30 protein-coding genes and 1 pseudogene are annotated in these 24,091 nt (G+C 70.8%); 18 read left to right on the top strand and 13 right to left on the bottom strand.

Annotated features, from left to right (window positions below; translation table 11 throughout):
* Window positions 1-19 precede the first annotated feature (19 nt).
* The 3 genes from AB0K37_RS14585 to AB0K37_RS14575 all read right to left on the bottom strand — a co-directional run bounded on the left by AB0K37_RS14585 (window position 20) and on the right by AB0K37_RS14575 (window position 2,750).
* On the bottom strand, window positions 20-1,243 hold the full coding sequence (locus tag AB0K37_RS14585; protein ID WP_363980085.1) for a helix-turn-helix domain-containing protein: 1,224 nt from the start codon (window positions 1,241-1,243) through the stop codon (window positions 20-22).
* 138 nt (window positions 1,244-1,381) lie between these two features.
* A complete protein-coding gene (locus AB0K37_RS14580; protein ID WP_363980082.1) occupies window positions 1,382-2,011 on the bottom strand; it encodes a LysE family translocator in 630 nt (209 codons plus the stop codon).
* Window positions 2,012-2,078: 67 nt separating this feature from the next.
* The gene (locus AB0K37_RS14575; protein ID WP_363980079.1) at window positions 2,079-2,750 is read right to left on the bottom strand and encodes a TetR/AcrR family transcriptional regulator; all 672 of its coding nucleotides are present in this window, start codon (window positions 2,748-2,750) and stop codon (window positions 2,079-2,081) included.
* 139 nt (window positions 2,751-2,889) lie between these two features.
* On the opposite strand from AB0K37_RS14575, the gene AB0K37_RS14570 reads away from it, so the two are divergent.
* A complete protein-coding gene (locus AB0K37_RS14570) occupies window positions 2,890-4,053 on the top strand; it encodes a cytochrome P450 (protein WP_363980076.1) in 1,164 nt (387 codons plus the stop codon).
* Window positions 4,054-4,120: 67 nt separating this feature from the next.
* Here AB0K37_RS14570 and AB0K37_RS14565 read toward each other — a convergent pair whose 3' ends face one another.
* From AB0K37_RS14565 to AB0K37_RS14550, 4 genes are read right to left on the bottom strand one after another with little or no spacing between them, the layout of a single operon-like run.
* Entirely contained in the window at window positions 4,121-4,690 is a 570-nt protein-coding gene (locus AB0K37_RS14565; protein ID WP_363980156.1) for a TetR family transcriptional regulator, read from the bottom strand.
* 8 nt (window positions 4,691-4,698) lie between these two features.
* Window positions 4,699-6,279 carry an MFS transporter gene (locus tag AB0K37_RS14560; RefSeq protein ID WP_363980073.1) on the bottom strand — a complete coding sequence of 527 codons (1,581 nt, stop codon included), beginning with the start codon at window positions 6,277-6,279 and terminating at the stop codon, window positions 4,699-4,701.
* Between the two features lie 60 nt (window positions 6,280-6,339).
* Entirely contained in the window at window positions 6,340-6,957 is a 618-nt protein-coding gene (locus tag AB0K37_RS14555) for a GyrI-like domain-containing protein (RefSeq protein ID WP_363980070.1), read from the bottom strand.
* Window positions 6,944-7,522, bottom strand: coding sequence for a PadR family transcriptional regulator (locus AB0K37_RS14550; protein WP_363980067.1), 579 nt, complete (start codon window positions 7,520-7,522; stop codon window positions 6,944-6,946). Before AB0K37_RS14550 ends, AB0K37_RS14555 begins: the two co-directional genes overlap by 14 nt.
* A 485-nt stretch (window positions 7,523-8,007) precedes the next feature.
* Here AB0K37_RS14550 and AB0K37_RS14545 point away from each other — a divergent pair, with 485 nt between their 5' ends.
* Window positions 8,008-8,628, top strand: coding sequence for an alpha/beta fold hydrolase (locus AB0K37_RS14545; protein WP_363980064.1), 621 nt, complete (start codon window positions 8,008-8,010; stop codon window positions 8,626-8,628).
* Window positions 8,629-8,652: 24 nt separating this feature from the next.
* Complete coding sequence (locus AB0K37_RS14540) at window positions 8,653-8,841, top strand: hypothetical protein (protein WP_363980061.1); 189 nt, start codon at window positions 8,653-8,655, stop codon at window positions 8,839-8,841.
* 3 nt (window positions 8,842-8,844) lie between these two features.
* Here the strand turns inward: AB0K37_RS14540 and AB0K37_RS14535 are convergent, their stop codons facing one another.
* Complete coding sequence (locus AB0K37_RS14535; protein WP_053731577.1) at window positions 8,845-9,201, bottom strand: VOC family protein; 357 nt, start codon at window positions 9,199-9,201, stop codon at window positions 8,845-8,847.
* A gap of 174 nt (window positions 9,202-9,375) precedes the next feature.
* Between AB0K37_RS14535 and AB0K37_RS14530 the strand changes: the two genes are divergently transcribed.
* On the top strand, window positions 9,376-10,854 hold the full coding sequence (locus AB0K37_RS14530) for an IS1634 family transposase (protein WP_363980153.1): 1,479 nt from the start codon (window positions 9,376-9,378) through the stop codon (window positions 10,852-10,854).
* 28 nt (window positions 10,855-10,882) lie between these two features.
* Window positions 10,883-11,050: a hypothetical protein gene (locus tag AB0K37_RS14525; RefSeq protein WP_363980159.1), complete on the top strand. Its 168-nt coding sequence runs from the start codon at window positions 10,883-10,885 to the stop codon at window positions 11,048-11,050.
* A gap of 240 nt (window positions 11,051-11,290) precedes the next feature.
* Here AB0K37_RS14525 and AB0K37_RS14520 read toward each other — a convergent pair.
* The 3 genes and pseudogenes from AB0K37_RS14520 to AB0K37_RS14510 all read right to left on the bottom strand — a co-directional run.
* Window positions 11,291-11,341: pseudogene (locus tag AB0K37_RS14520) on the bottom strand (DUF397 domain-containing protein); the annotation flags it as partial.
* A gap of 104 nt (window positions 11,342-11,445) precedes the next feature.
* Window positions 11,446-11,631 carry a DUF397 domain-containing protein gene (locus AB0K37_RS14515; RefSeq protein WP_363980058.1) on the bottom strand — a complete coding sequence of 62 codons (186 nt, stop codon included), beginning with the start codon at window positions 11,629-11,631 and terminating at the stop codon, window positions 11,446-11,448.
* Window positions 11,622-12,416, bottom strand: a complete 795-nt coding sequence (locus AB0K37_RS14510) for a helix-turn-helix transcriptional regulator (protein WP_363980055.1) — start codon at window positions 12,414-12,416, stop codon at window positions 11,622-11,624. The genes AB0K37_RS14515 and AB0K37_RS14510 overlap by 10 nt, the downstream gene beginning before the upstream one ends.
* 214 nt (window positions 12,417-12,630) lie before the next feature.
* Between AB0K37_RS14510 and AB0K37_RS14505 the strand changes: the two genes are divergently transcribed.
* On the top strand, window positions 12,631-13,029 hold the full coding sequence (locus AB0K37_RS14505; RefSeq protein WP_363980052.1) for an ATP-binding protein: 399 nt from the start codon (window positions 12,631-12,633) through the stop codon (window positions 13,027-13,029).
* Window positions 13,008-13,385, top strand: coding sequence for a hypothetical protein (locus AB0K37_RS14500; protein WP_363980049.1), 378 nt, complete (start codon window positions 13,008-13,010; stop codon window positions 13,383-13,385). The genes AB0K37_RS14505 and AB0K37_RS14500 overlap by 22 nt, the downstream gene beginning before the upstream one ends.
* 56 nt (window positions 13,386-13,441) lie before the next feature.
* Here AB0K37_RS14500 and AB0K37_RS14495 read toward each other — a convergent pair whose 3' ends face one another.
* Both AB0K37_RS14495 and AB0K37_RS14490 read right to left on the bottom strand, forming a co-directional pair.
* Window positions 13,442-13,873: a hypothetical protein gene (locus AB0K37_RS14495; protein ID WP_363980046.1), complete on the bottom strand. Its 432-nt coding sequence runs from the start codon at window positions 13,871-13,873 to the stop codon at window positions 13,442-13,444.
* A 21-nt stretch (window positions 13,874-13,894) separates the two neighbouring features.
* Window positions 13,895-14,281, bottom strand: coding sequence for a helix-turn-helix domain-containing protein (locus AB0K37_RS14490; protein WP_363980043.1), 387 nt, complete (start codon window positions 14,279-14,281; stop codon window positions 13,895-13,897).
* 100 nt (window positions 14,282-14,381) lie between these two features.
* On the opposite strand from AB0K37_RS14490, the gene AB0K37_RS14485 reads away from it, so the two are divergent.
* The 11 genes from AB0K37_RS14485 to AB0K37_RS14435 all read left to right on the top strand — a co-directional run.
* A complete protein-coding gene (locus tag AB0K37_RS14485) occupies window positions 14,382-15,005 on the top strand; it encodes an NAD(P)H-binding protein (RefSeq protein WP_363980040.1) in 624 nt (207 codons plus the stop codon).
* Window positions 15,005-15,442: a nitroreductase family deazaflavin-dependent oxidoreductase gene (locus tag AB0K37_RS14480; protein ID WP_363980037.1), complete on the top strand. Its 438-nt coding sequence runs from the start codon at window positions 15,005-15,007 to the stop codon at window positions 15,440-15,442. The genes AB0K37_RS14485 and AB0K37_RS14480 overlap by 1 nt, the downstream gene beginning before the upstream one ends.
* A gap of 293 nt (window positions 15,443-15,735) precedes the next feature.
* A complete protein-coding gene (locus AB0K37_RS14475) occupies window positions 15,736-16,467 on the top strand; it encodes a hypothetical protein (protein WP_363980034.1) in 732 nt (243 codons plus the stop codon).
* 518 nt (window positions 16,468-16,985) lie between these two features.
* On the top strand, window positions 16,986-17,858 hold the full coding sequence (locus AB0K37_RS14470) for a cytochrome P450 (protein WP_363980031.1): 873 nt from the start codon (window positions 16,986-16,988) through the stop codon (window positions 17,856-17,858).
* 31 nt (window positions 17,859-17,889) lie between these two features.
* Entirely contained in the window at window positions 17,890-19,023 is a 1,134-nt protein-coding gene (locus AB0K37_RS14465; protein WP_363980028.1) for an alpha/beta hydrolase-fold protein, read from the top strand.
* A 29-nt stretch (window positions 19,024-19,052) separates the two neighbouring features.
* Window positions 19,053-20,093: a hypothetical protein gene (locus tag AB0K37_RS14460; protein ID WP_363980025.1), complete on the top strand. Its 1,041-nt coding sequence runs from the start codon at window positions 19,053-19,055 to the stop codon at window positions 20,091-20,093.
* A 58-nt stretch (window positions 20,094-20,151) separates the two neighbouring features.
* Window positions 20,152-21,423 carry a sensor histidine kinase gene (locus tag AB0K37_RS14455; RefSeq protein WP_363980022.1) on the top strand — a complete coding sequence of 424 codons (1,272 nt, stop codon included), beginning with the start codon at window positions 20,152-20,154 and terminating at the stop codon, window positions 21,421-21,423.
* Window positions 21,420-22,085, top strand: a complete 666-nt coding sequence (locus AB0K37_RS14450) for a response regulator transcription factor (protein ID WP_185027840.1) — start codon at window positions 21,420-21,422, stop codon at window positions 22,083-22,085. The genes AB0K37_RS14455 and AB0K37_RS14450 overlap by 4 nt, the downstream gene beginning before the upstream one ends.
* Window positions 22,086-22,174: 89 nt before the next feature.
* Window positions 22,175-22,786 carry a response regulator gene (locus AB0K37_RS14445; protein ID WP_363980019.1) on the top strand — a complete coding sequence of 204 codons (612 nt, stop codon included), beginning with the start codon at window positions 22,175-22,177 and terminating at the stop codon, window positions 22,784-22,786.
* A gap of 266 nt (window positions 22,787-23,052) precedes the next feature.
* Window positions 23,053-23,646: a DUF6230 family protein gene (locus tag AB0K37_RS14440; RefSeq protein WP_360351916.1), complete on the top strand. Its 594-nt coding sequence runs from the start codon at window positions 23,053-23,055 to the stop codon at window positions 23,644-23,646.
* 4 nt (window positions 23,647-23,650) lie between these two features.
* Window positions 23,651-24,091 (top strand): DUF6114 domain-containing protein (locus tag AB0K37_RS14435; protein ID WP_363980016.1); only part of this gene is annotated, 441 nt, incomplete at its 3' end.

Raw genomic sequence — 24,091 nt, 5'->3', positions numbered from 1 at the left:
GCGCTGCGACCAACCCCGGTCAATCGTTTGATTGAGCCCCCGCCGGGGACCCGGAGAGCCAGACGGTCAGCACCATCTCCAGTTCCAGCCGCAGCTCCGGCTCGTACATCCGCTCGCCGAAGAGCTCCTCCAGCTGGTGCAGCCGGTACCGGACGGTCTGCGGGTGGACGTGCAGCCGGGTCGCGACCTCGGTGGCGTTGAACCCGCTCTGCAGGCAGGCCAGCAGCGTGCGCACGAGCCGCTCGCGGTGCCGGGGCCGGACCTCCTTCAGCGGCGCGAGCCGCAGCTCGGCGACGGCGCGGACCAGCTCCTCGTCCTTGAAGACGACGAGCGCCGGCATGTGCTCGGCGCAGCGGATCAGCCGGTCGGACGGCAGGACGCCGCGGCGCGCGAGCGGCAGCGCCTCCCGGGCCCAGCGCAGCGATTTGGCCGCGTCCTCCGTGCGGACGGTCGGGCCGAGCGCGGCGACCCAGTCGCGCAGTGCCGACTCCAGCATCCGGCCGCGCCCCGGGCCCTCCGGGTCGGGCACGAGGAGGCAGGGTTCGCGGCGGTCGACGTCGGCGAGCACGTCGGGCGGCAGTGACGGGTGCGAGAAGGGCTGCCGCCCCCGCTCGTACAGGACGACGGCGGCGACCGTGCGCGGCACCCGCCACCGGGCGAGGCGGGCCAGGTCGGCGACGGCCTGCGGGGCGGCGGGCGGCTCGGCGAGCAGCAGGTCGAGCAGCCGGCGGCGGCGGTGCTCCAGCTCGCCGGCCTCCTGCTCGCGGGCCTTGGTGTAGCCCTCGGTGGCGGCGCGGGCGATCTCGTCCAGGAACGCGAAGATCGCCTCGGCGATCCCGGCGAGGGTGCGGCGGGAGATGTCGTACCGCTCGGACTCGGCGGCGAGCCGCCGCCAGGCGACGCGGGCGCCGAGCCGCAGCGACGTCTGCAGGATGTCCAGGTTGCGGCCCTCGCGCGCCTCCGCCCAGCCGATCTCCCGGTAGACGGCGGCGACCGGCTCCCAGGAGCTCTCCGGGTCCATGATGAGGTCGACGAACTGGCGCAGCGCGCCCTCGACGGCCAGCCGGACGAGGCGCGCGTACTCCTCGTCCTGCGGGCGGGAGTACTCGGGGATCCCGGCGAGGATCTCCTCGATCATCTCCTCGGCGAGGGCGTCCAGGTGGGGCCGGAACACGGTGGACAGCTCGCGGGGGACGCCGGCCCAGGGTTCCAGCGGCGAGCGCCGGTCGAGGCTCGTGGTCACCGTTTCGCACCTCCCGCTCCGGAAGCTACCGACGCCCGGCCCGGCAGGCTGCACGACCCGACGCGCATTGCGCCGCGTCACTTGTCATCGGACTGACAAACCCTCCACGCCCCGCCGGAGCGCGACGCGGAGCGAGCCTCACGCACGGCGGGGGCTCGGGGCTGCGAACACGGCCGCGGCGCCGAGTGCCAGGTAGATCAGCCCTGTCGCGTACCGCTGCCGCCGCCGGAACGCGGGGCGGGCCCGCAGCCAGGCGCCGATCGAGCCGGCGGCGACCGCGTACACGATGTCGGCGGCCAGCCCGATCAGCGCGGTCGCGGCCCCCATCACCGCGATCTGCAGCGGCACCGCGCCCGCGTCCTGGTCGACGAACTGGGGCAGGAACGCGAGGAAGAACAGCACGACCTTCGGGTTGAGGACGTTGACGAGCACGCCGTCCAGGTAGACGCGGCGAAGCGGCCGCGGTTCGAGGTCGGGCTCGCCGGGGTCGTGGCGGCTGCGCAGTGCCCGGTACGCGAGGTAGATGAGGTATGCGGCTCCCGCGTAGCGAAGGAACCCGAACGCCTTCGCGGACGCGGCGACGATCGCGGACAGCCCGCCCGCGGCCGCGGCGATGTGGACCAGCGTGCCGGTCTCGACCCCGAGCGCGGACGCGATCCCGGCGCGGCGGCCCTCACCGACGCTGCGCGTGGTGATGTAGAGGTGGTTCGGACCGGGAATGGCGACGAGCGTCAGGGCGGCCAGCAGGAACAGCAGCGGGTTGGTCATGGAGGCACGCTAGGACCGGATTGGTCCGTCCTCCAGATCCAATCCCCACTCGGGAACGTGGACCAAATCAGGTCGGGGTGGGAGCGGAGAACGCGCCGGCCAGCACGAGCCGCCCGGCGGTGCGGACCATGGCCGCGACCTCCTCGGCCGGCTGGCGCAGCGACGCCAGGCTGATCAGCGCGGCGAGCAGGATGTGCCCGAGGACGATCTCGACGTCGTCCCGCTCGGGCACCGGGTCGCCGATCGCCGTCGAGAGCCGGTCGCGCAGGAAGAGGAACAGCACGGTGCGGTCGTCGTCGACGCTGGAGTCGTCCGAGGTCACGGCCTGGATGATCGCCGACGTCAGGGTCGGCTCCGCCGCCGCGACGTACACGATGCGCTCCAGCAGGGCGGTGAGCCGCTCCTGCGGGGTGTCGCCGACGGCGAGCGCGTCGACGTCGTCGGTGACGCGGTGCGCCCACGTCGCCGCCACCTCGGTGAGCAGGTGGTCCTTGGTGGCGAAGTACCGGTAGACGGTCGCGCGGGCGACCCCGGCGCGGTCGGCCACGTCGTGCATGGTGACGGCCGGGTAGCCGCCCTCCAGCGCGAGCTCGCGGGCCGAGTCGATCAGGCGCTCGCGCCGCGCCTGCTGGTCCTTGCTCAGCGTCCGCGTGACGGTGAACCGCGCCTCGCCGCTCAAATCGCCCTGCCTCTCCGCCTGGCCCGCCTCGCCGTGACCGTTCCCCATTCTTCCGTACATCGCCCCCTAACGCGCCAATCCCGGGCGTATGCCCCTTTACCGACAGCGCGTCCCGGTTCACGATAGACCTACCGCTTGCTTGTGTGAGACGCTAGTCTCGACTCACGTCTCCCCCCTCCCGCCCCCGAGGAGCGAGCCCGTGGTCATCGACCTTCTCGACGGCGAGATGTACGCCACCGACCCCTGGTCCGTCTACGCGCGGCTCCGCGCCGAGGCGCCCGTCTACCACGATGCGGAGAACGGGCTGTGGGGCGTCGCGCGGCACGCCGACGTGTTCGCGGTCGAGCGGAACCCCAAGGTGTGGACGAACTCCGGCGGGTACCGCCCGCAACTGCCGGCCGACCCCTCGATGATCGGGCAGGACGACCCCGAGCACGCGCACCGGCGCCGCATGGTCTACCAGCGCTTCACCCCGCGCGGCGTCTCCCGCTACGCCGACCGCATCCGGTCGACCGCCGTCGACTGCATCACCACGGCCCTGGAAGCAGGCACCGTGGACGCCGTCCCGGCGCTGGCCGCTCCCCTGCCCGCCCGCGTCATCGGCTGGCTGCTCGGCTTTCCCGAGGACATGTGGCCGCGCCTCGTCCACTGGTCGGCGACGGCCGTGTACGCGGGCGGCGGACTGCGCTACATCACCGAGGACGCGACGATCGCCGCCGGGGAGTACGCCCTCGCGGTGCTGGAGATGGCGAAGGACCGCCGCGCCCGCCCGACCGACGACCTGCTGTCGATCTGGTCGAACGCGGGCCCGGACCAGCCCGCCTACGACGACGAGCACCTCGCGCACGAGGCCCTGCTCCTCCTGGTCGGCGGCGCGGAGACGACCCGCACCGTCATCGCGACCGCCCTGGACGCCCTCATCCGGCACCCGGCGCAATGGCGGAGACTGCGCGACGACCCGTCCCTCATCCCGGACGCCGTCGAGGAGTTCGTCCGCTGGACGACCCCGATCCTCAACATGTGCCGCGTCGCCGCCACCGACGCCGAGATAGCGGGCGTGAAGATACCGGCGGGCGGCCAGATCCTCCTGATGTACGGCTCCGCCAACCGCGACGAGTCGGTGTTCGAGGCCCCGGACGTCTTCGACGTGACCCGCCGCCCGGGCGACCACATTGCTTTCGGCCTGGGCCCCCACTTCTGCCTGGGCGCGTCCTTGGCCCGCCTGGAACTCCAGATTTTCTTCGAGGAGTTCATAGCCCGCGTGGACACAGCGGAATGGGCCGACGACGAGGGCCCCCGAATCCTCCGAAACGCCTTCGTCAGAGGCGTGACCGAATTCCCGGTGGCCCTCACGCCCAGGTGACCGACGACGCACAGGGAACCGGGGACCGCTCGCTCGTGACGCCGGTCGGGCCTGGCCCAGGAAAGGGCTAATGGCGAGGTTGCTGAAGTGCTTTGCCGAGGACGGCGCGGATATGGTCCGGATCGGCCTCGTCGTCGTTGAGGAGGATGGCCGCGCACAGGCCGTCGGACACGGCGACGAAGGCTTCGACCGCGTCGGGGTCGTCCGTCTGTGTCCGGGCGAGTTCGGCGACGTTGTCGCGCCAGCGTCGCGCCACCGGCCGCAGGGCGGGCCGGCGAGCCGCCAGGGTCGACAGTTCCCGCTCGGCGAGGGCACGCTCCCGGCCCGCACCGGCGGATTCGGCGAGGAGGCGGGCGAGACCGTCGAGCGGGTCGTCGTCGGACTCGATGAGCCCGCGTATGCGCCGGGTGTACTCGTCCGTGATGCTGCTCAGGGCCGCGACCAGGAGGTCGTCCAAGGTCGCGAAGTAGTAGAGGGTGAGGCTGGTGGTGATCCCCGCCTCCTTGGCGACGCTGCGATGGGTGACCCCGGCGGCGCCGTCGCGGAGGACGACCGCCAGCGTCGCCTCGATGATCTGGGCCCGGCGGCGTTGACCGCGTGCTCTCCGCCCATCGACGGTGCCGTGCTCGGCCGCCATCCTGTCGCTCACCCGCGGTCGCCGCTCATGCTCGTCAAGGCTATCGGGTCCGCCTCACGATCAGCGTCGCCGATGGGCCGCAGGTGGCGCAGTGCCGTGAAGCAGACCAGCGAAGCGGCAGCCACGGCGATGCCCGCCGCCGCGGCGGCGGTGTTGAGTCCGCCGGTGAACGCGGTTCTCGCGGCATCGAAGGCCGCGGGCGGCAACTGGTCCGCGACGGACGAGGCTCCAGAGAGGCTGTCGCCGTACGCGTCGGCCACGGACGGCGTCACCCCGGAGGGGGCCTCGACTCCGCTCCGGTAGAGCACGGTGGTGAGGCTTCCCAGCAACGCGACCCCCACAGCGACGCCGAGTTCCTGAACGGTCTCGGAGAGCGCGGCCGCCGAGCCGGACTTCTCCGACGGTGCCGCACCAACGACGATGTCGGTACCGAGCGCGGCGATGACCCCGAGTCCCAGGTACGCGAACGCGAATCCGGCGATCACGCTCGGCCTGCTGCCCGTCCCCGCGAGGGCGAGCAGCACGTATCCGAGCAGGGACAGGGCCAAGGCCGCCGACATGACGACGCCGGGTGACATCCGGCCGGCCAGGAGCGGGGCACCGAGGGCGCCGACGAGCATCGCCAGGGCGGGCGGCCCCATCCAGAGCCCCGCCGCCATCGGGGAGAGACCCTCGACGAGCTGCAGGTACTGGGTGACCAGGAACATCACTCCACCGAAACCGACCAGACCGAGCAGGAGGGCGGACAGCGCCGCGCGGAAGGCCCGGCCGGTGAAGAGCTCCATGTCCAGCAGGGGCTCGCTCAGGCGCAGTTGACGGCGGACGAACGCGGCCGCGGCTCCGCCGCCGACGAGGGCGGCGATCGACGCCTGGGCGTCGAGACCCTGGACCGCCGCATGCTTGAGCGCGTAGACGATCGGCAGCATCGCCGCGAGGGACAACCCGACGCTCGGCAGGTCGGGGCGGCCGCCGGAGGTCCGGTACTCCGGCAGCGGGACCGGCGCGCCGGCCAGCACCAGCACGGCGACCGGCACGGCGACGAGGAAGGCCGCACCCCACCAGAAGCCGGCGACCAGCGCACCGCCCGTGACCGGACCCGCCGCCATGCCCAGGGCGAACATCGTCGCCCACACGCCGATCGCCGACGCCCGCTGCCGGACGTCGGTGAACATGTTGCTGATCAGCGACAGCGTCGACGGCATGAGCGTCGCGCCGGCCACTCCGAGCAGTGCCCGCGCCACGATCAGCCACAGGGCACTCGGAGCGAACGCCGCGAAGACCGAGGCCGCGCCGAACGCCGCCACACCGATCATCAGCAGTCGGCGCCGTCCGACCCGGTCCCCCCACGTCCCCATCGTGATCAGGAAGCCCGCGATGAAGAAGCCGTAGGCGTCCATGATCCAGAGCGTCTCCGTCGCGGTCGGCTCCAGATCCGCGGACAGGCTCGGAACGGCGAGGTAGAGCGCCGTCACATCGAGCCCCAGCAGCAGAGTCGGCAGCGCGAGCAGCGCGAGCCCCGTCCACTCGCGCCACCCCGCGCGCACCCGCTGCTCCATGCCCACCACGCCCCGCCATCGATAGTTGAACAAACGTACTACTTGTACCATGGTTCAACTTGTGGAAGGCCGGGGGCGCAGAGGAGCGCTTCGTCAGGTCGCCGCCTCTACGGGCTGCCTGAGGACGGTCTTGAACTTGGCGGGCTCGGTCCGGCGGTGGTCGCCGAGGTAGATCTCGTGATGGTGCCCGGACATGCGCAGCTCGTTGGCGGCGAGGTACTCGTGGTGGAGCCTGGCGAGCGCGGGGCCTTCATCGTCGTAGGGCCCGACGTGCAGGAGCTGGGCGCAGGTGCCCTCCTTCAGGGCCTCGCGGCGCACCTCGGCGATCGCGGGGAGGCCCTTCTTCGCCAGCGCGGCCTGCTTGGCCTCCTCGATGTCGTCCTGGGTGATCCAGTCGGGCTGGCTGATGAGCATGCGCCACTGCCAGGCGTCCTTGACGCGGGTGATGAACACCTCCGGGTCGTCGGCCCACCACAACCCTTCGAGCGGCCCGACGACGAAGTCCCGGCCGAGGGCCTTGCCGGCGAACTTGATCGTGTAGGCGACGGCGTAGAGCGCCTCGACGGCACGGGCGTAGTCGGCGCTCGTGTTGGGGTCGCCGCTACCGTCCACGGCGATGAACTGCTGCGCCGGCACGTCGACCAGCGCCCAGTCGGTGTTCTTCGGCGCGTAGCACTGCTTGAGTTCTCGTTTGACGTCATAGCGATCCATTGCCGTCTGCCTTCTTCTCAAGAGATCGGTCGTCGTCTTGGGCCGCCCGGTACTCGGCCAGCCATCGCTGTTCCGCGGCCAACTGGCCCAGCGCGTAATCGAAGGTGGCGCGGACGAAGTCGGGCACGTCGGGTTGCGCGTCGCGGGCCGCCCTGATGGTGGCCGCCTTCTCCGCCAGGGCCGCGGCCCGCCGGTCGAGCGCGTCCCGCAGGCGCTCGGGCGGGATGACGGGCTGGTTGGCCAGGCCGACCAGCAGCGGCGGGAACACCGGCCGCAGTTCGGCCACCGCGGCCTCGGCCGCCCGCGCGCAGGCCTGGTACCCCTCGGGCGTCGGCCCGTACACCCGGCGAGCCTTCCCCCGGCCGCCCCGCGGCGCGTCGACCTCGGCGATCAACCCGCGGTCCCGGAGCCGCGTCAGCAGGTAGTAGATCGAGCTGAAGCCGATCTCGGTCCACTCGCGCATGCCCCGGGCGTCGATGACTTCGTCCAGCTCGTAGCCATGCCTCGGCTTCTCCACGAGCAGTCCGAGCAACGTCAGCTCAGCGGGCGTCAGGTCGTCGGCCACAGAATTACTCTAGCGCTAGAATAAACCGCCGAGCACAACCACGGAGCCCCGGCGGCCTCCCGGGGCGGTTTCCAAGACTCGCCGCGAAAACGAGCGTGAGGCCCGGACCTGCGCCGCTGGAACCGGCCGGCCCATTGCGTCGGTGCGCGACGAGGAGCGGATCGGCCTGTTCCTGTCCCTGTGGATAGGCATCGCCCAGACCTACGACGGCCTGCCCCCCTCCTACACCCGCGACCTGGTCGCGGCTCTGGACACCATCGGCCCGGACGCCTCATGCGAGCACCCCGGCACCCCTGGTCCGCGACCACGCACGTGGACTCCCGGTATGAGGCGGTGGTGCATCTGTACGCGCCCGAGGACCACCCGGACACTCTGGTGCCCGTCGAGCTCTCGGCCCGCGAACTGTGGGAATGCCCGGCGCACTACGCCGAGCTGGCACGCGGTGCGCGGCCTGACTTGGCTCAAGATCGCTGATCTTGGGTAGGGTGCTGGCTGTTGAGCTGCGGTTTCGTCGTGTGAACGGCGAAAATCTGCGCACTAAGCGGCCGGTTCTAGGGGTCTGCCCATCGCTTCCCGGTTACGGCTTCAGCGACAAGCCGGCCGCGCCGGGGTGGGGGATCGAGCGGATATCCGACGCGTGGTGCGAGCTGATGGTCCGGCTCGGCTACCGGCGGTTCGGCGCCCAGGGCAGCGACTGGGGCACCAGCATCGCCACGAGCATCGGTCAACGGCAACCCGATCGGGTCGTCGGCATCCATCTCATGCCGCCGCTCGCACCGCCCGATCCGGCCACGTTGGACGACCTCACCGGTGCCGAGCGGGCGGCGCTCGCGACATTGCGGGAGGGGGACGAATGGGGCTCCGGATACTCGGCGCAGCAGTCGACCCGGCCGCAGACGGTCGGCTACGGGCTGGTCGACTCGCCGGCCGCCCTCTGCGCCTGGATCGTCGAGAAGTTCTGGTCGTGGACCGACTCCGGTGGCGACCTGCATCGGGTTATTACCCGGGATGAGCTGCTCGACAACCTGATGCTCTACTGGCTGCCCGGCACCGGTGCCTCATCCGCCCGGCTGTACTGGGAAAGCCTCCGGCAGGTCAACGAATAGATCTCCGGGTCGGCCGGCGCGCCGGTGACCGGACCCACCGGCTGTTCGGTCTTCCCCAAGGAGCTGCAGCGCCCGTCTCGGCGGTGGGCGGAGCGCCGGTTCCCGAACACCCGGTACTGGAATGAGCCCGGCAAGGGCGGCCACTTCGCGGCGTTCGAGCAGCCGGCGTTGTTCGTCGACGAGGTCCGGTCATTCTTCCGGCTGGTCCGCTGATGGTCACCCGTACTCGGTAAGCGGCTGGCTAAAGATCAACAAGTGCCCATCGGGTGTCCGTACGTTGAAGTCGCGCATCCCGTAGGGCCGGTCAGCCAGTGGCTCGACGATGTCGGCGCCGCGGGCGCGCAGCTCGTCGTGGCAGGAATCGACGTCGTCGACGACAACCGTCACCCTGGCCGGGCCGACGCTGCTTTCGGCGTACAGGTGGAACTCGGCGGTGTCGCGGATCACGGCCGCGTAGCTAGGTGGGGTCTCCCAGGTGAATATGGTGTCGAATCCGAGCACGTCCGTGAAGTACGACCGCGCTGCCTGCACATCTCGGCACGGCAGCACGGGAACCGCCACCCGCATGACCATTCCGTCACCTTAGCCTGACTTTGGCTCAAGATCGCTGATCTTGGGTAGGGTGCTGGCTGTTGAGCTGCGGTTTCGTCGTGTGAACGGCGAAAATCTGCGCACTAAGCGGCCGGTTCTAGGCTGTCTCTCGTGGCGTATGTGCGCACGGTGAAGACGGCGTCGGGGGCCAGGGCGGTGCAGATCGTGCACTCCTCGCGTCGCGGGTCGCGGGACATCGAGCACATCGGCTCGGCGCATGACGATGCGGCGTTGGAGGCGCTCAAGGCGGTGGCGAGGAAGCGTCTGGCTGTGGGGCAGCCCGAGCTCGACTTTGGCCCGGACTTCGCGGCGTTGCAGGCCGGCAGTGGTGCTGGTGGTGGGCCGCTTGCGATCACGTCGTCGCGGATGGGGTACCTGTGGGACGCGCTCGGCCACGCCTACCAGCTGTTGGGGTTCGAGGAGGCCGCTGGTGGTGACGAGGTGTTCCGATTACTGGTGCTGGCACGGATCGTCGAGCCGACCAGCAAGCTGGACAGTCTGCGGGTGGTCGAGGAGGCAGGTTTCGACCCGCCGGCGTACGCGACCCTCAAGCGGCATCTGCCCGCGTTCGCGAAAGAGTCCTGGCGGCAGAAGTTGGCCGCGGCGTGCGCCCGCACCGCTGATCTGGGGCCGGCGTCACTGGTTCTCTACGATGTGTCCAAATTGTACTTCGAGACCGATGCCGGGGACGGGTTCCGTGAGCCCGGGTTCTCCAAAGAACGCCGCCTGGAGCCGCAGATCACGATCGGGCTGCTCACCGACGCAAGCGGGTTTCCGTTGATGGCTAACGCGTTCGAGGGCAACCGGGGCGAGACCACTACGATGCTGCCGACCATCCGTGCGTTCATGGATGCCCACCAGCTGGCTGATGTCACGGTCGTGGCCGACGCTGGCATGATCTCTGCGGCCAACCAGCAGGCCATCGAGGCCGCGGGGTTGTCGTTCATCCTCGGCGCGCGGATACCCGACGTGCCGTACGTGGTCCAGGCGTGGCGCCACGAGCACCCGGATGAGCAGATCCCCGACGGGCACATCTTCACCCAGCCCTGGCCTGCCGGCCCCAAGGACCAGCGCCGCGACCAGATCATCTACTACCAGTACCGGGCGGACCGGGCTCGGCGCACCCTGCACGGCATCGACGAACAGGTCGCCAAGGCCGAGCAGGCCGTCGCCGGCAAGACCGCGGTCAAACGCAACCGGTTCATCCAGCTCACCGGCGCCACCAAGAGTGTCAACCGGACCCTGGAAGCCAAGGCACGCGCCCTTGCCGGCCTCAAAGGCTACGTCACCAACCTCCCGGACGTCACCGCCGAGTTCGTGATCGACGCCTACCACCGACTGTTCCACATCGAGAAGTCGTTCCGAACGTCTAAACACGACCTACGTGCGCGGCCGATCTACCACCACAAGCGCGAGTCGATCGACGCACACCTGACGGTCGTGTTCGCCGCCCTGGCCGTCAGCAGGTGGATCGAGCAGACCACCGGCTGGTCGATCAAGAAGTTCGTGCGCACCACCCGCCGCTACCGCACCATCAACATCCAGGCCGGCGAGCACACCCTCACCGCCGTCGACCCGCTACCCGACGACCTCCGCGATGCCCTCACCCGCATCCACGACCGCGGTGCGCACTAATTTGAGCCAAGTCAGGTATGAGGCGGTGGTGCATCTGTACGCGCCCGAGGACCACCCGGACACTCCGGTGCCCGTCGAGCTCTCGGCCCGCGAACTGTGGGAATGCCCGGCGCACTACGCCGAGCTGGCACGCGGTGCGCGGGAGGTCGTAGAGCAGTGGCGTCACATGCGCGGCGGCGAGGAGGAGGACTGGTAGGTCCTGGTGCGGCCCGCCCCCCGGTCCCCGGCACTCACCCGGGTGCTCCGCACGAGTCGTGGTGATGCCAGGAGCCGGCGCGGAGCTCCCTGGCACCGGACCGCTTCTCGACTCAGACGGGCGACCTAAAGGTTCTTGAGTGCGGCAGCGAGGCGCCGAAACTCGCCGCGGCCGATGGCGAGCCTGGGACCATCGGTCCTTGCTGTCGCGTATTGCCACAGCCCTCGCGTCGCCAACAACCTCGACACAGTTATCCCCTGACTCATTACTGCGAGACGACTTCCTCCACACCGCCGCACTTGAAGCCAACTCTTTCACCGGGTTCCCCTTCCTGCGAACAGTGGACCACGATTACGAGCCTTTCAGCATTCACTCCAACAGCACGCACCCCAGGCTCAGTAAGCCTTCAGAACACCCATAAAAAGCATGAAGTCGCCGCTATCGATCAGCAGCCTGGAGCCATCAGGGTCCTTGCTGTCACGGATCGCGACGACGCCGGGAAACTTGGCCATCTCTACGCAGTTCGAGCCGTCCTCCTTGCTCCGCGAAGCCTTGCGCCACACAACCTCAGTCACTTCCATCTCTCATCAATCACCTTTCTGATCAGCGCTCGCGCATCTCTCACATTGAGCGCCTCTCCTTGCAACACGATGAACGTCTCATTCACCAGAGCCACATGTCTTGGGCTTGTCGTGGTCTCACCTCCGTAAGCATTGTCCGTGTACACGACTTGGCGCTGGTCGGGCAGCGTAGCGATAACGAAGGGCGCCCATACGTTTCGTATGTAGCGGATCGGAGCTATCTGGAGAGTTATCCTGTCTCTACAGGAGAGCTCGATGAGATACTCCAACTGCTCTCTCATCGTCTCCTTTCCGCCCACCTCGCGATATAAGACAGTCTCGTCCATTACCACCGAGAGTGCCGGTCCGGGGTTCTGAACCAAAATCTCCTGCCGCCTCATCCTGTTCTTCACTGCGTCTTCATCACCCAGAAGCGCGCGAGCGTACGCCTCTTTTTGGAACAATCCATAGACGATCCGCTCCTCAAAAGCACGGAGCATGATAGCTGTCTGCTCAGCCTTCGGGAAGTTGGCGAAGAACTCGGGATACTTGTCTGACTTGATTGATTCTAGTAGCTCATCCCACGTCTCGACGAGGGCCGTTCCGGACTTGAGTGCTCGGTCGAGTCGAAGTGCGAACTCCCGTCGACAGCGCGTCCGACCGGACTCGACCTGCGCGATGTAACTGCGCGTCACGTTGACCAGGTCAGCCAGGGCTTGTTGGTTGAGCCCCGCCGCCTTCCGAAGACGCCCGACCTCTGCCCCAAAGCTCAGGAATTCGGGCTTAACGCTGCCGTACATCGCCATGATGGCCTCCCGGAGTGCCATACGTGGGGCTGTCATCACTACTGTTAGCGCTTGTTGGTCTTTTGTTAGCGCTCATTCGCTACACAGACATCGTAGAGCGACTCGTGGCCTGATGGTGTTCATCCGATCACACAGGGTGATAATGGCGAGTTCTACCGTTTTGACGTGATGGCTCCGTCGAGATCACCCGCTGTTCAGGCCGGAGGAATTCACGATGCCAGCGGTCATGCTCGCGCCGGAGGCGGCGCCGCTCGTCCTGCAACCGTCTGACGAGGCTCCCGCGAAAGCGCGGCGCTACCTCACCGGCCGGTTCCGCGAGCTCGGGCACGCCGACGACTTCGTCGGGCGGCTTGTGGTTACAGAGCTGGTTACCAACGCCTACAAGCACGTCGGGGTCGGGCACATCGTCGTGCGGATCTTTCCGGACGTCCGCGAGGCGCTCACCGTCATCGAGGTGTGGGACGAGAGCAGGGCCCTCCCCGTCGTCCAGGGCGAGTCCGGCGACGCCGAGGGCGGGCGCGGGTTACTGCTGCTGTCCGAGCTCGTCCACGACTGGGGCGTCCGGCCGCTCAACGAGGAGGGAAAGATCGTATGGGCGCGCTGCGCTCGCTGATCGTCCAGGCGGGGCGGCGCCTGCTGTGGTGGCGGACCCTGCGGGGGCGCGCAACGGCGATCCTTTATCTGGAGCTGCTCGCCGCCGCGATCGAGGCCAAGGGATACCGCTGCATCAAGCACTACCAAAGCGACGACTTCCCCACCTGGGTGCCGCTGCTCCTGGTCCTCGCGTTCAGCCCGGACGACCACGTCCGCCTGACAGTGGGCGTCCGCGCGACGTCCGGAGGAAGCTGGGCCTACTACGACGCCGGACGCGGCAGGCGCGGCTACCTCTCCCCCTGCGCCGACATCGAGCACGCCGCCGTCCAAGTGGACGCACTCCTCAAACACCGCATGTTCCCCTCCACCTGGTAACAGCGAGAACCGCCGGACGGCCGGCATCGCCTTGACGTCGTTCTCGGTCGGTGGGCCTATGCCCCCGGAGACCGCAGGCGGCGCATGACGCGTTTGATGCCGACCAGAGTTCGGTATCGCGGTCTGTCCTCGAACTCCTGCCAGCTCCACACGGCGGGGTGTCCGACCTCGGCGCACAGGTGCAGGATCTGATCGTCGCCGGCGACGATTCCCACGTGAGCGCCCCACGCGTTCTGGGTGGCGTTGAACAGGACCAGGTCGAGGGGACGGGGCGTAGTTACCCGCTCGGTGAATTCCGCATCAGCCCAGAGCTCACTCGACCGCAGGTCAGGCGGGTCGAGTCCGAGCATCCTGAGCACCTCATAGGCGAACAGTTGGCAGTTGGCCCCGTCAGCGAGCCCAGGCCTCTCGGCCACCGGCGGCGCCCCCGGAAAGCGAGCACCGACATACCGAGTGGCCCACAGACCATCCGGCAACTTCTCCAGCACGGCCCCTCCGGTGACAGCGCGTTATACGGCGGGGTTGAGGTGGGCCGTGTGAGTGTTCGACTCGCGGGCTTCTAGGAGTTCGTCCCAGTGCTCTTCCGCCCAGGCGCAGGCGGCCGCCATTGGCTCTAGCATGCTGCGGCCCAGCGGGGTCAGTTCGTACTCCACGTGCGGGGCGGCTTCCGCGTAGACGGTGCGCTTGATGAGGCCGTCGCGCTCAAGGGACCGCAGCGACTGGGTGAGGACCTTCGGCGTGACGCGGCTGAGCGGCACGCGCAGCTCGGAGTACCGGCGGGGCCCATTCTCAAGGCAGCGGACGATGAGCCCGGCCCACTTGTCACCGAATCGGATCGGGTTGAGCGAGGACGGGCACAGCTCGTCGAACATGTCGGCGGGCAGGGGTTCCCTCATGGCCTCACGATAGCCGGTATCCAGGCGGTAACCACGGCCCCCGATAGCGTCCGCGCAGTGGCCGGGCACAGGGGCTCCGGCCCTGGTGAAAGGGTCTCTTATGAACATCGTGGTCTTCGGCGCGGGTGGACGGGCCGGACGGCAGGCGGTCGCCGAGGCACGCCGGCGCGGCCACCAGGTCACCGCCGTGGTGCGCGACCCCGCGGGTCACGGTGACCTGACCGACGTGCGGGTCGTGGCGGGCGACGTCACGGACGCGGAGAGCATCGAGCAGGCGGCCACGGGGCAGGACGCCGCCGTCAGCGCCGCCGCGGACCTGACGGTGGCACCGCACGACTTCTTCACCGCGTCGGCTCGCGCCCTGGGCACCGGCCTGGCGAAGGCGGGCGTGCGCCGCCTGGTGGTGGTCGGCCTCGCATCGATCATGCCGGGGGCGTCCGGTGCCCCCCTGATGGACGAGCCCGGCTACCCCAACGAGTACCGCTCCTTCTACCTCGGCCACGCGGCGGGCTTGGACGAGCTCAGGACCTGCGACCTCGACTGGGCGTACGTGGCTCCCGCCGGTGACTTCGACCATGACGGCGCCCGCACCGGCAGGTACCGGATCGCCGACCATGGAGACCCGGCCAGCCGGATCACCTACGCGGACTTCGCGATCGCGCTCGTCGACGAGATCGAGGCGCCCCGCCACCATCGGACCGCGGTCAGCGTCCGGGAGGCGTGATGCCCGAGGTCCACGACAGCCCGAACGCCTGGGTCGCCGAACACATCCGCCGTTTCGAGGAGACCGGCGGCCGGCCGCGGCCCGGCGTGAACGACCTGCTGTTGACGACCCGGGGCCGGAAATCCGGCGAGTTGCGCCGCACCGCGCTCGTCTACGGACGCGACGGCGACCGCTACGTCGTGGCGGCCTCCAACCGCGGCGCGGACCGGCACCCGGCCTGGTACCTCAACCTGCTGGCCGACCCGAACGTCACCGTGCAGGTCGGCAAGGACACCTTCACCGCACGCGCCCGCCGCGCCACCGCGGCCGAGCGTCCGCGCCTGTGGCGCCTGATGGTGTCCGCCATGCCGGAATACGCGGCATACCAGGAGCAGACCAGCAGGGAGATCCCCGTGGTCCTCCTCGAACACCTCTCCATGAGTGCAGAGCTCGCATAGAACCATGATCGGCAGGGACGGCAGCGGGCCGTGCGGCTTGTGCCGCCGCCCGGCCGTCCTGCCTCAGGTCCGCGGACCTTCGACCTCCGGCTCCGCACGGCGGTACGCCCGGCCTCCGCGCACAGGCGCGAAATCTGATCGCCGCCTGCGCGACTCCCACGCGAGCGCCTCACGCGCCTGGCCGTACTCGCGGCGAGCCGGACGATCATCACTGACGGCACCGGACACCGGTGCCGTCGGGCTCCAGGAGCCCCGCAGATCTGGACTCAACTCAAAAGGAGCGAACCATGCCCATGCGTGGTAAGCAAACGATCACTTGGGAACGCCTCGGCGACCTGGGCCTCCACTTCGTCCCCTCGACGGAGGGCCCCTTCCGGCCGGAGGACTTCGACGCCGAGCATGAGCGCGTGACCCACCTGTTCGTCATCCGGAGGTTCGAGACGGGGAAGCCCCCGTCCGTGCACCTGGTGACCGGGTCGGGTGTGCTCGACCTCGACGAGCTCCGGGAAGTGAACTCGCTGACCGGTCGGGCGCTGGGCATGGGTTGGGCGGAACGCCACCGCCGGCCGCTCAGCGAGCTCTCCCGGTACGACCGGTGGAGGATCCTGCACCGGGACTGCCGCGGGCGGGACGGCGGAGTGCGGCCCGACGAGTTCGAACGGCTCCGTGAGTCCCCCGGGACCTGCGGGCTGAGCCTTCTCGAACTCAACGCGCTCCGCTTGATCATCGACCGGTTCCGAGGTCGCGGCAACAACGTGGAAGAACTGCTCCACGACCGCGGGCGGCCCAGCGAAGGAGACGTCGAGGGCTACTTCGGTTCCCGCTGCAGCTGGCTGCGTTCGAAGACGCGGCGGCCGTCCACCCTCGGCGAACGGCGGCTGGCCATGGCTCTGGCGGTTCTCCGGGTACTGCGGAAGCTGCGGTTCCACGTGGCCTTCGCGACCTTGAACATCGAGGACCGCCTGCGCCGCGACTTCGTGGTCGCATGCGCGGTCGGGACCGCAACGCCCCCCGTGGTCGGCTAGAGAGGACCTCGGGGCATCCATCCCAGGGCGTCACGACGCTCAGGGCCACCACTCAGGCCGTCGCCTCGATCGCGGCGGCCTCCGGACCGGCAGCCTCTCCCGCACCGGGGGAGGCTGCCACTTCCGACGGCCTATTTGCCGCCTTGCTGGTCGGCCACAGCCGGATGGCCGGAATTCGACGGGAGGGAGAACTCCAGAGAACCGAGCCTCAGGGCCAGAACTTCCATTACACCGACGACCAGAACGAACGCGACGGCCGCGAGGCCGAGCTTCCTGCGGTTCAACCCGCGCACCCCTTAAAAACCCCCATTGAGCAGGGATTAAACCTACCACAGAGTGATCAAAACACTGCTATCGGAAACGCCGCCCATCTCGGTCCGTCCGGCCGCGGGGCCGGAGCGTGGCCCGCAGGAGCGTCCGCACGCCGTTTCGGCGGGGTTTCCGCTGGGCACGGCCGAATGCGGCCCTTCAGAGTTCGGCCGTAACGCGTTAGCGTCTGCCTGGTAGAGGAGGTTCCCATGCCTCAACGGCGAGGCACGCCGCCCATCTCCGACACGGGGGTCCTCGACTGCCCGGACGCCTACGTGCGCGGGGTCCCCTACGACAGGCTCGAACGGCTCCGGACGCGGACGCCGGTGGTGTGGCTGGACGGGCGCACGGCGGGACGGCCGGGCGCCTGGGCCGTGCTGCGCCACCGCGACGTCCGGCATGCCCTCGCGCACCCGGAGACGTTCTCCCCGCAGGTGGACGGCGTCGTGCACGGGCCGCTGAGCGGGGACGAGCCGCCGGGCGAGGACGAGCTGATCGACATGGACCCTCCGGTGGAGGCGATGCTCGCGCGGATCCCGCCGCGGGAGAGGGTCGACTTCGTCCGCGAGGTCGCCCGCGACCTCCCCGAGACGCTGCGCAACACCCTCGCCGGCGGTCTGCACGCCCTGCTGCGCCACCCCGCCGAGTACGTCCGGCTCCGCGACGGGCGGCGGGACGAGCGGCTCCTCGACAGCGCGGTCGAGGAGATGCTGCGCTGGTGGACGCCCGTGCTGCACGTCCGGCGCACCGTGCAGCGCGGCACGGTCGTCGGCGACGTGCCGCTGCTCGCGGGCGAGGAGGTCATGCTGTGGCTGGTGTCCGCGAACCACGATGACGAGGTGTTCCCCGAGCCGGGGCGCTTCGTCCCCGACCGGTTCCTGCGGGACGCCCCGCCCCATCTGTGCTTCGGGTTCGGGCACCGGGCCTGCCTGGGCGCGCGGCTCGCGCGGGTGCATCTGCGCGCCCTGCTCGCCGCGCTGCTCGAACGGCCCGGCCTGCCCCGGCCGGCGGGCGAGCCGGTGATGCTGCGGTCGAGCGCCCGGCACGGCTTCGCGCACCTGCCCGTCCGCTGGGACCGCTGAACTTTTTCCGCCCCCCGGTCGTAGTAGATGCGTGGGACTCACGAGCGCGGGGACGCTGAGCCTGCTCTTCCTGCTGGCCGTCGGCTGCATGGCCGCGACCGTGCGGGCCTGGCCGCGTGCCGCGGCGCCCGGTCCCCGGGCCGTGGGGGCCCGCGCGCTGATGCTCGCGGGCTGCCAGTTATCCGTCCTGCTGACGCTGGTCGCGGCCCTGAACGCGCACTACCTGTTCTACGGGTCGTGGACGGACCTGCTGAGCGCCGCCGGCGGAGGCGCCGAGGCGCACCGGCCGAACGGGGGGAACGCGGCCGCCGCGACGAGGGTCGTGCGGACGGTGCAGGCGGGCCTCGACCCGGGACCGCGCGCCGAGCACGTCCCGGCGAAGGACGGCCAGGTCGAGCGCCTCGACATCCGCGGCGTCCGGACGGGCCTGGCGTCGCAGGCGTACGTGTACCTGCCGCCGCAGTACTTCCAGCGCGCCTACGCCGCCCGCCGCTTCCCGGTCGTGGTCCTGCTGGCCGGGTACCCGGCGGCTGACCGGCTCGTGTGGATCCACCAGGGGCACGTCCCCGAGGACGTCGCGCGGGCCCAGGCGCGGGGGCTGATCCAGCCGATGATCTACGTGATGACGCGGCCGACCGTCGTGCGGGGCTGGGACACCGAGTGCGCCGACGTGCCCGGCGGGCCGCAGGTCGAGACGTTCTTCGCCCAGGACGTCCCCGAGGCGGTCGCCGAGACCTACCGCGTGCCGCGGGACCGGGGCGGCTGGGCGCTCGCCGGGTACTCCACCGGCGGGTTCTGCGCCGCGAAGCTGGCGATGCGGCACTCGGACCGGTTCTCCGCCGCCGTCAGCATGGCCGGGCACTTCGACGCGCTGATGGACCCGACGACCCGCGACCTGTACGGCGGGAGCAGGGCCGTGCGGCAGAGCGACGACCTGGTCTGGCGGCTGCGGCGCCTCCCCGCGCCGCCGGTGTCGATCCTGGTGGCGTCGGCGGACACCGGCGAGAGGACGTTCCCGTCGGCGCAGCGGTTCATGCGGGCGGCGCGCCCCCCGCTGGTCGTGGACAAGGTGCTGCTGCGCAGCGGCGGCCACAACTTCAAGACGTTCCGCAAGTACATCCCGCCGTCCATCAGGTGGCTGAGCGCACGGCTGCGGGGAGAGTGACATGGAACCGGTCGGCTGACATGGAACCCGTGAGCGCGGCCCTCATCGGACCCGTGTGCCTGCTGGCGCTGGGCTGCGCGGTGGCGGCCGTCGTCCTGTGGCGGCGGCTCGCGGGGACGGGCGTCCGGGCCGTGCTGGCCCGCTCCGGGCTCCTTCTGGCCACGCAGGCCGCGCTCACCGCGTCGATCGTGCTGCTGGCCAACCGGTACTTCGTCTTCTACGCGACGTGGAACGACCTGCTCGGCAACGATCCCGCGCGCCTCCGGGTCGAGCACGTCCAGCCGCGGCGCGCGGCGGGACGCCTCGTGGAGCGCACCGCGACCGGCCTCGGCCCGAAGCGGGCGGGCCACGGGGCCGACCCCGCGAAGGACGGGCGGGTCGATCGCCTGACCGTTCACGGCGCGCGCAGCGGCATGGACGCCGAGGCGTACGTCTACCTCCCGCCGCGGTACTTCCAGCGGGCCGAGCGGCTGCCCGTGGTGGTCCTCATGGGGGACGCCGCGCCCGCGGACCGGCTGCGGGACGCCGGCCTGCTCCGGGCCGCCGGAAGGACGCAGCCGATGGTGTACGCGGTGGTGCGGCTCCGCGGCGCCGCCGACTGCATGGACGTGCCGGGGCGTCACGCCACGCTCGGCGAGACCTACCTCTCGCAGGACCTTCCGGAGGCCCTGGCCTCGCAGTACCGGGTGACGGAGGCCCGCGAGGGGTGGGGTCTGGCGGGGGCGGGCGACGGCGGATGGTGCGCGGCGCGGCTCGCCATGGTGCGCTCCGACCGGTTCGCCGCCGCCGCGAGCGTCGGCGGCCGGTTCGGCGCGCCGGCGGGCGACCTCTACGGCGGCAGCGAGCGCTACCGGCTCGGCGACGACCTGCTGTGGCGGCTCCAGAACGTCCCGCCGCCCCCGGTGTCGGTCCTGGTCGCGGCGGGGAGGAGCGACGAGCAGGCCCGGCGGTTCGCCGCGCTGGCGCGCCCGCCGATGCGCGTCGAGACGTCCCAGGCGGGAGGTCCCTCCGCGTTTCCGTCCGTTCTGATGTGGCTCGGGGCGCGGCTCCGGATACCTCCCACGGAGTAGGGGCGCTGACTCCTCAGGGCCGACGTGGCCCGGCACACCCATGACTTAACGTGCAGGAATGAGCACTTCGCCGCCGCGCTGGCCGCGGCCCGCCGCGTGGCCGGTGTGGGTCGTCCCGCTGCTGGTCGCGTTCCTCCAGGTGGGCGGGTCACTGGGCGCGCAGGGCGACCGGCCGTCGGGAGGGCGGCCCGGCGGCCCGCCGTGGGAGCACGGGAGCGAGTCCGTCGGGCACACCGACCTGGACGCGCTCGGCTTCACGCTGCTCCTCGCCGGACCGGTCCTGCTGCTGTTCCGGCGCCGGCACCCGGTGTTCACGGTGTGCGCCACCGCGGCGGTGACCGCCCTGTACTTCCTGCGCGCCTACACCTACGGCCCGGCGCCGCTGGCCCTGGCCGTCGCGATGATGGCGGCCGTCACCGCCGGGCACCGGCTGCTGGTCTGGGCGGGGACGGGCGCCGGCCTCGCCGCGTTCTTCGCCCTCACCGCGCTGATCGGCGTCCCGGCCGCCGAGCGCGGCCAGGGCGGCCCGTTCCCGGTCGAGGAGCCGACGCTCGGCGGGTCGGGCTTCGTGGTCGGCTGGGCGCTGGTGGTGCTCGTCACCGCCGAGCTGATCCGGATGAGCCGGCAGCGCGCCGCCGAGACCGCCCGCACGCGCGCCGAGGAGGAGCGCCGCCAGGCCAGCGAGGAGCGGCTGCTGATGGCCCGCGAGCTGCACGACGTGCTCGCGCACAACATCTCGATGATCAACGTGCAGGCGGGCGTGGCGCTGCACCTGATGGACGAGAACCCCGAGCAGGCCCGGACGGCGCTCGCCGCCATCAAGGACGCCAGCAAGGAGGCGCTCACCGAGATGCGCGGGGTGATCGGCGCGCTGCGGGCGCAGGGCGAGACCGCGCCCCGCGCCCCGACCGCCGGGCTGGACGGGCTGGACGACCTGCTGGCCCGCGCGCGGTCCGCCGGGCTGGACGTCGAGGCCGAGGTCACCGGGGAGCGGCGGCCGCTGCCCGCCGGCGCCGACCTGGCCGCGTTCCGCATCGTCCAGGAGTCGCTGACGAACGTGACCCGCCATGCCGGCCCCGGACCGGTGACGGCGCGGGTCCGCATCGCCTACGGTGAGCACGAGATCGTGGTGGAGGTCGAGGACGACGGCCGGGGCGTGTCCCTGCTGGACGACCGGCCGGGCGGCAGCGGGATCCGCGGCATGCGCGAGCGGGCCGCCGCGCTCGGCGGCGCGTTCGAGGCCGGTCCGCGGCCCGGCGGCGGCTTCGGCGTGCGGGCGCGGCTGCCGCTGGACGCCGGCCCGGCCGGGCCCGAGGAGGGTGCGCGATGATCAAGGTGCTGCTGGCCGACGACCAGGTGCTGGTGCGGGCCGGGTTCCGGGCGCTGCTGGACGCGCAGCCCGACATCGAGGTCGCCGGGGAGGCGGGCGACGGCGAGGAGGCGGTGGCGCTGGCCCGGCGGCTGCGTCCCGACGTCATCCTGATGGACATCCGCATGCCCGGCCTGGACGGCCTGGAGGCGACCCGGCGGATCGCCTCCGACGAGCGGCTGGACGGCGTGCACATCGTGATCCTCACCACGTTCGAGCTGGACGAGTACGTGTTCGAGGCGCTGCGCGGCGGGGCGAGCGGGTTCCTGGTCAAGGACACCGAGCCGGTGGAGCTGATCCACGCCGTCCGGGCCGTCGCGGACGGGGACGCGCTGCTGTCGCCCGGCGTGACCCGGCGGCTGATCTCCGAGTTCGCCGCGCGGGCCAAGGAGCCCGCGCCCTCGCCGCGGCTGAACGCGCTCACCGAGCGTGAGCGGGAGGTGATGGCGCTGGTCGGCGAGGGACTGTCGAACGAGGAGATCGCGGCCCGGCTCGTGGTGAGCCCCGCGACGGCCAAAACGCACGTCAGCCGTACGATGGTGAAGCTCGGGGCGCGGGACCGCGCGCAGCTCGTGGTGTTCGCCTACGAGTCGGGACTGGTCAAACCCGGCTGGCTGCCCTAGAAATTTTACTCTGCGGGGATTCACTGTCCTCCCCCGCAGGACCATGACAGGGTGGACGGCGCAGGCCGTCACCGACGTGAGGGAGCCCGGTGCCGCACGACGCGAGGATTCTGGCCGTCGACGACCGCGAGGAGAACCTCACCGCCCTCGCGGCCGTGCTCGACGCGCTGCCGGTGGAGGTCGTGTCGGTCACCTCCGGCCAGGCCGCCCTGAAGGAACTGCTGAACGACGACTTCGCGCTGATCCTGCTCGATGTCGTGATGCCGGAGATGGACGGGTTCGAGACGGCCGAGCACATCAAGGCCCGGCCGCGCACCCGGGACGTCCCGATCATCTTCCTCACCGCGGGCGGCGGTGCCGGGGAGCAGGCGTTCCGCGGCTACGCGGCGGGCGCGGTCGACTACCTCACCAAGCCGTTCGACCCGTGGCTGCTGCGCGCGAAGGTGTCGGTGTTCGTCGAGCTCCACCGCCGCAACCAGCAGCTCCAGCAGCAGGCCCGGCTGCTGCGCCAGACGCTGGAGGAGGGCGAGGGCGGGGCCGCCCCGGCGGGGTGCGACCGGCTCCTGGCGGCCCTGGACCAGCGGGTCGCCCGCATCGAGGCGGACGTCGCCCGGCTGCGGTCCGGCGAGCCCGCCGACGAGCTGGAAGCCCACGTCGCCGACCTGCGGGCGGCACTCGACACCCTGGCCGCGGGCGGCTGAGCGCCCTTTCCATCCCTTGCGGAGGCGGGTCTCCCGCGCTCGTCAGCGGCTACTTACCGTAGCCGTCCTCCCGCTTCACGGCCGCCGGGGCGGCCGACTCCTCCAGAACATGATCTTGCAGGTCAGAGAACTGGAATCTTTTACCTTTGATGACGCTTGTCCGGTTTGTCGCAAGTAAGTACTTGGGGGTAACTTGCACTCTGCGTCACAGCAGTAACCCGTGTCACCGCGGTCCCCCACCGGACCACGACCCCCCGGAGGCCCCCATGTCCCCCTCGTCCGACGCCGCGCCCGGCCGCGTCCGCTGGAAGCGGTTCGCCGCGATCGCCGCCCCCGCGGCGGTCGGCGCGGGCGCCCTGGTCTTCATGACCGCGCAGGGCGCGATCGCCTCCTCCTTCGCCGTCTCCGGCGGAAGCTTCAAGGTCAGCGCCGACTCGCTGAGCGGGCAGGGCTTCGTCCAGTACGGCGGGGTCGACGCGGGCAAGGACGGCGCCAAGCACCCGGTGCAGGTCTCCGCCATCAGGTCCGCGCAGATCCGCGACATGTGCCAGTCGGTGAAGGTCGGCCCGTTCACGCTGCGGCTGACCGCCGGCACCGGCGCCAAGCCCGTCGAGGCGAGCGACCTCGTCCTGGACGTGGAGCAGCTCAACGCCGACGCCACGTTCTCCGACATCGAGATCGGCCGGGACGCGAGCACGCTGGACAAGGGCCCGGACGGGGCGCGGGGCCCGGCGGGCATGTTCGGGCAGCAGGCCTCCTCGATCGAGCTCCGCAACGTCAAGCAGGTCGCGTGGGCGACCACCGCCGGGACCTTCAAGCTGAACGACCTCAGCATGAAGCTCGGCGCCGAGTGCTTCTGAGGCCATGACCCCTCCCACCGGACCCGTTCGCCCCGCTCCGCCCGCTCCCCGCGCGCCGCACGGATTCCTCCGCTGGCGGCGGACACGCCCCTTCTGGGGAGGCGTGTTCGCCGTCCTCGGCGGCGTCGAGCTGGTCGCGATCCCGCTGGCCCCGATGCCGCTCATCGTCCACCAGGGCATGGCCGGGGTGGCGAGCTGGCTCATCGGCGCGCTGCTCGTCACCGCGGGTGCGCTGATGTGGTTCCAGCCCGCCCAGCGCAGCTTCTACGGCATCCTCGCGGTGCTGCTGTCCCTGGCGTCGTTCCTCACGTCCAACTTCGGCGGGTTCCTCGTCGGGATGCTGCTGGGCCTGCTCGGCGGCGCCCTCGGCTTCGCCTGGGCGCCCGCGCCGGACGGGCCCCGGCCCGGCGCGACGCCGCGAGACGGCCGTCTCGGCGCGCACGCG

The sequence above is a fragment of the Actinomadura sp. NPDC049753 genome (assembly GCF_040674655.1).
Classification (GTDB): Bacteria; Actinomycetota; Actinomycetes; order Streptosporangiales; family Streptosporangiaceae; genus Spirillospora; species Spirillospora verrucosospora.
The sequence above is the reverse complement of the archived record's forward strand: the minus strand, read 5'-3'. Positions and strand labels throughout refer to the sequence as shown.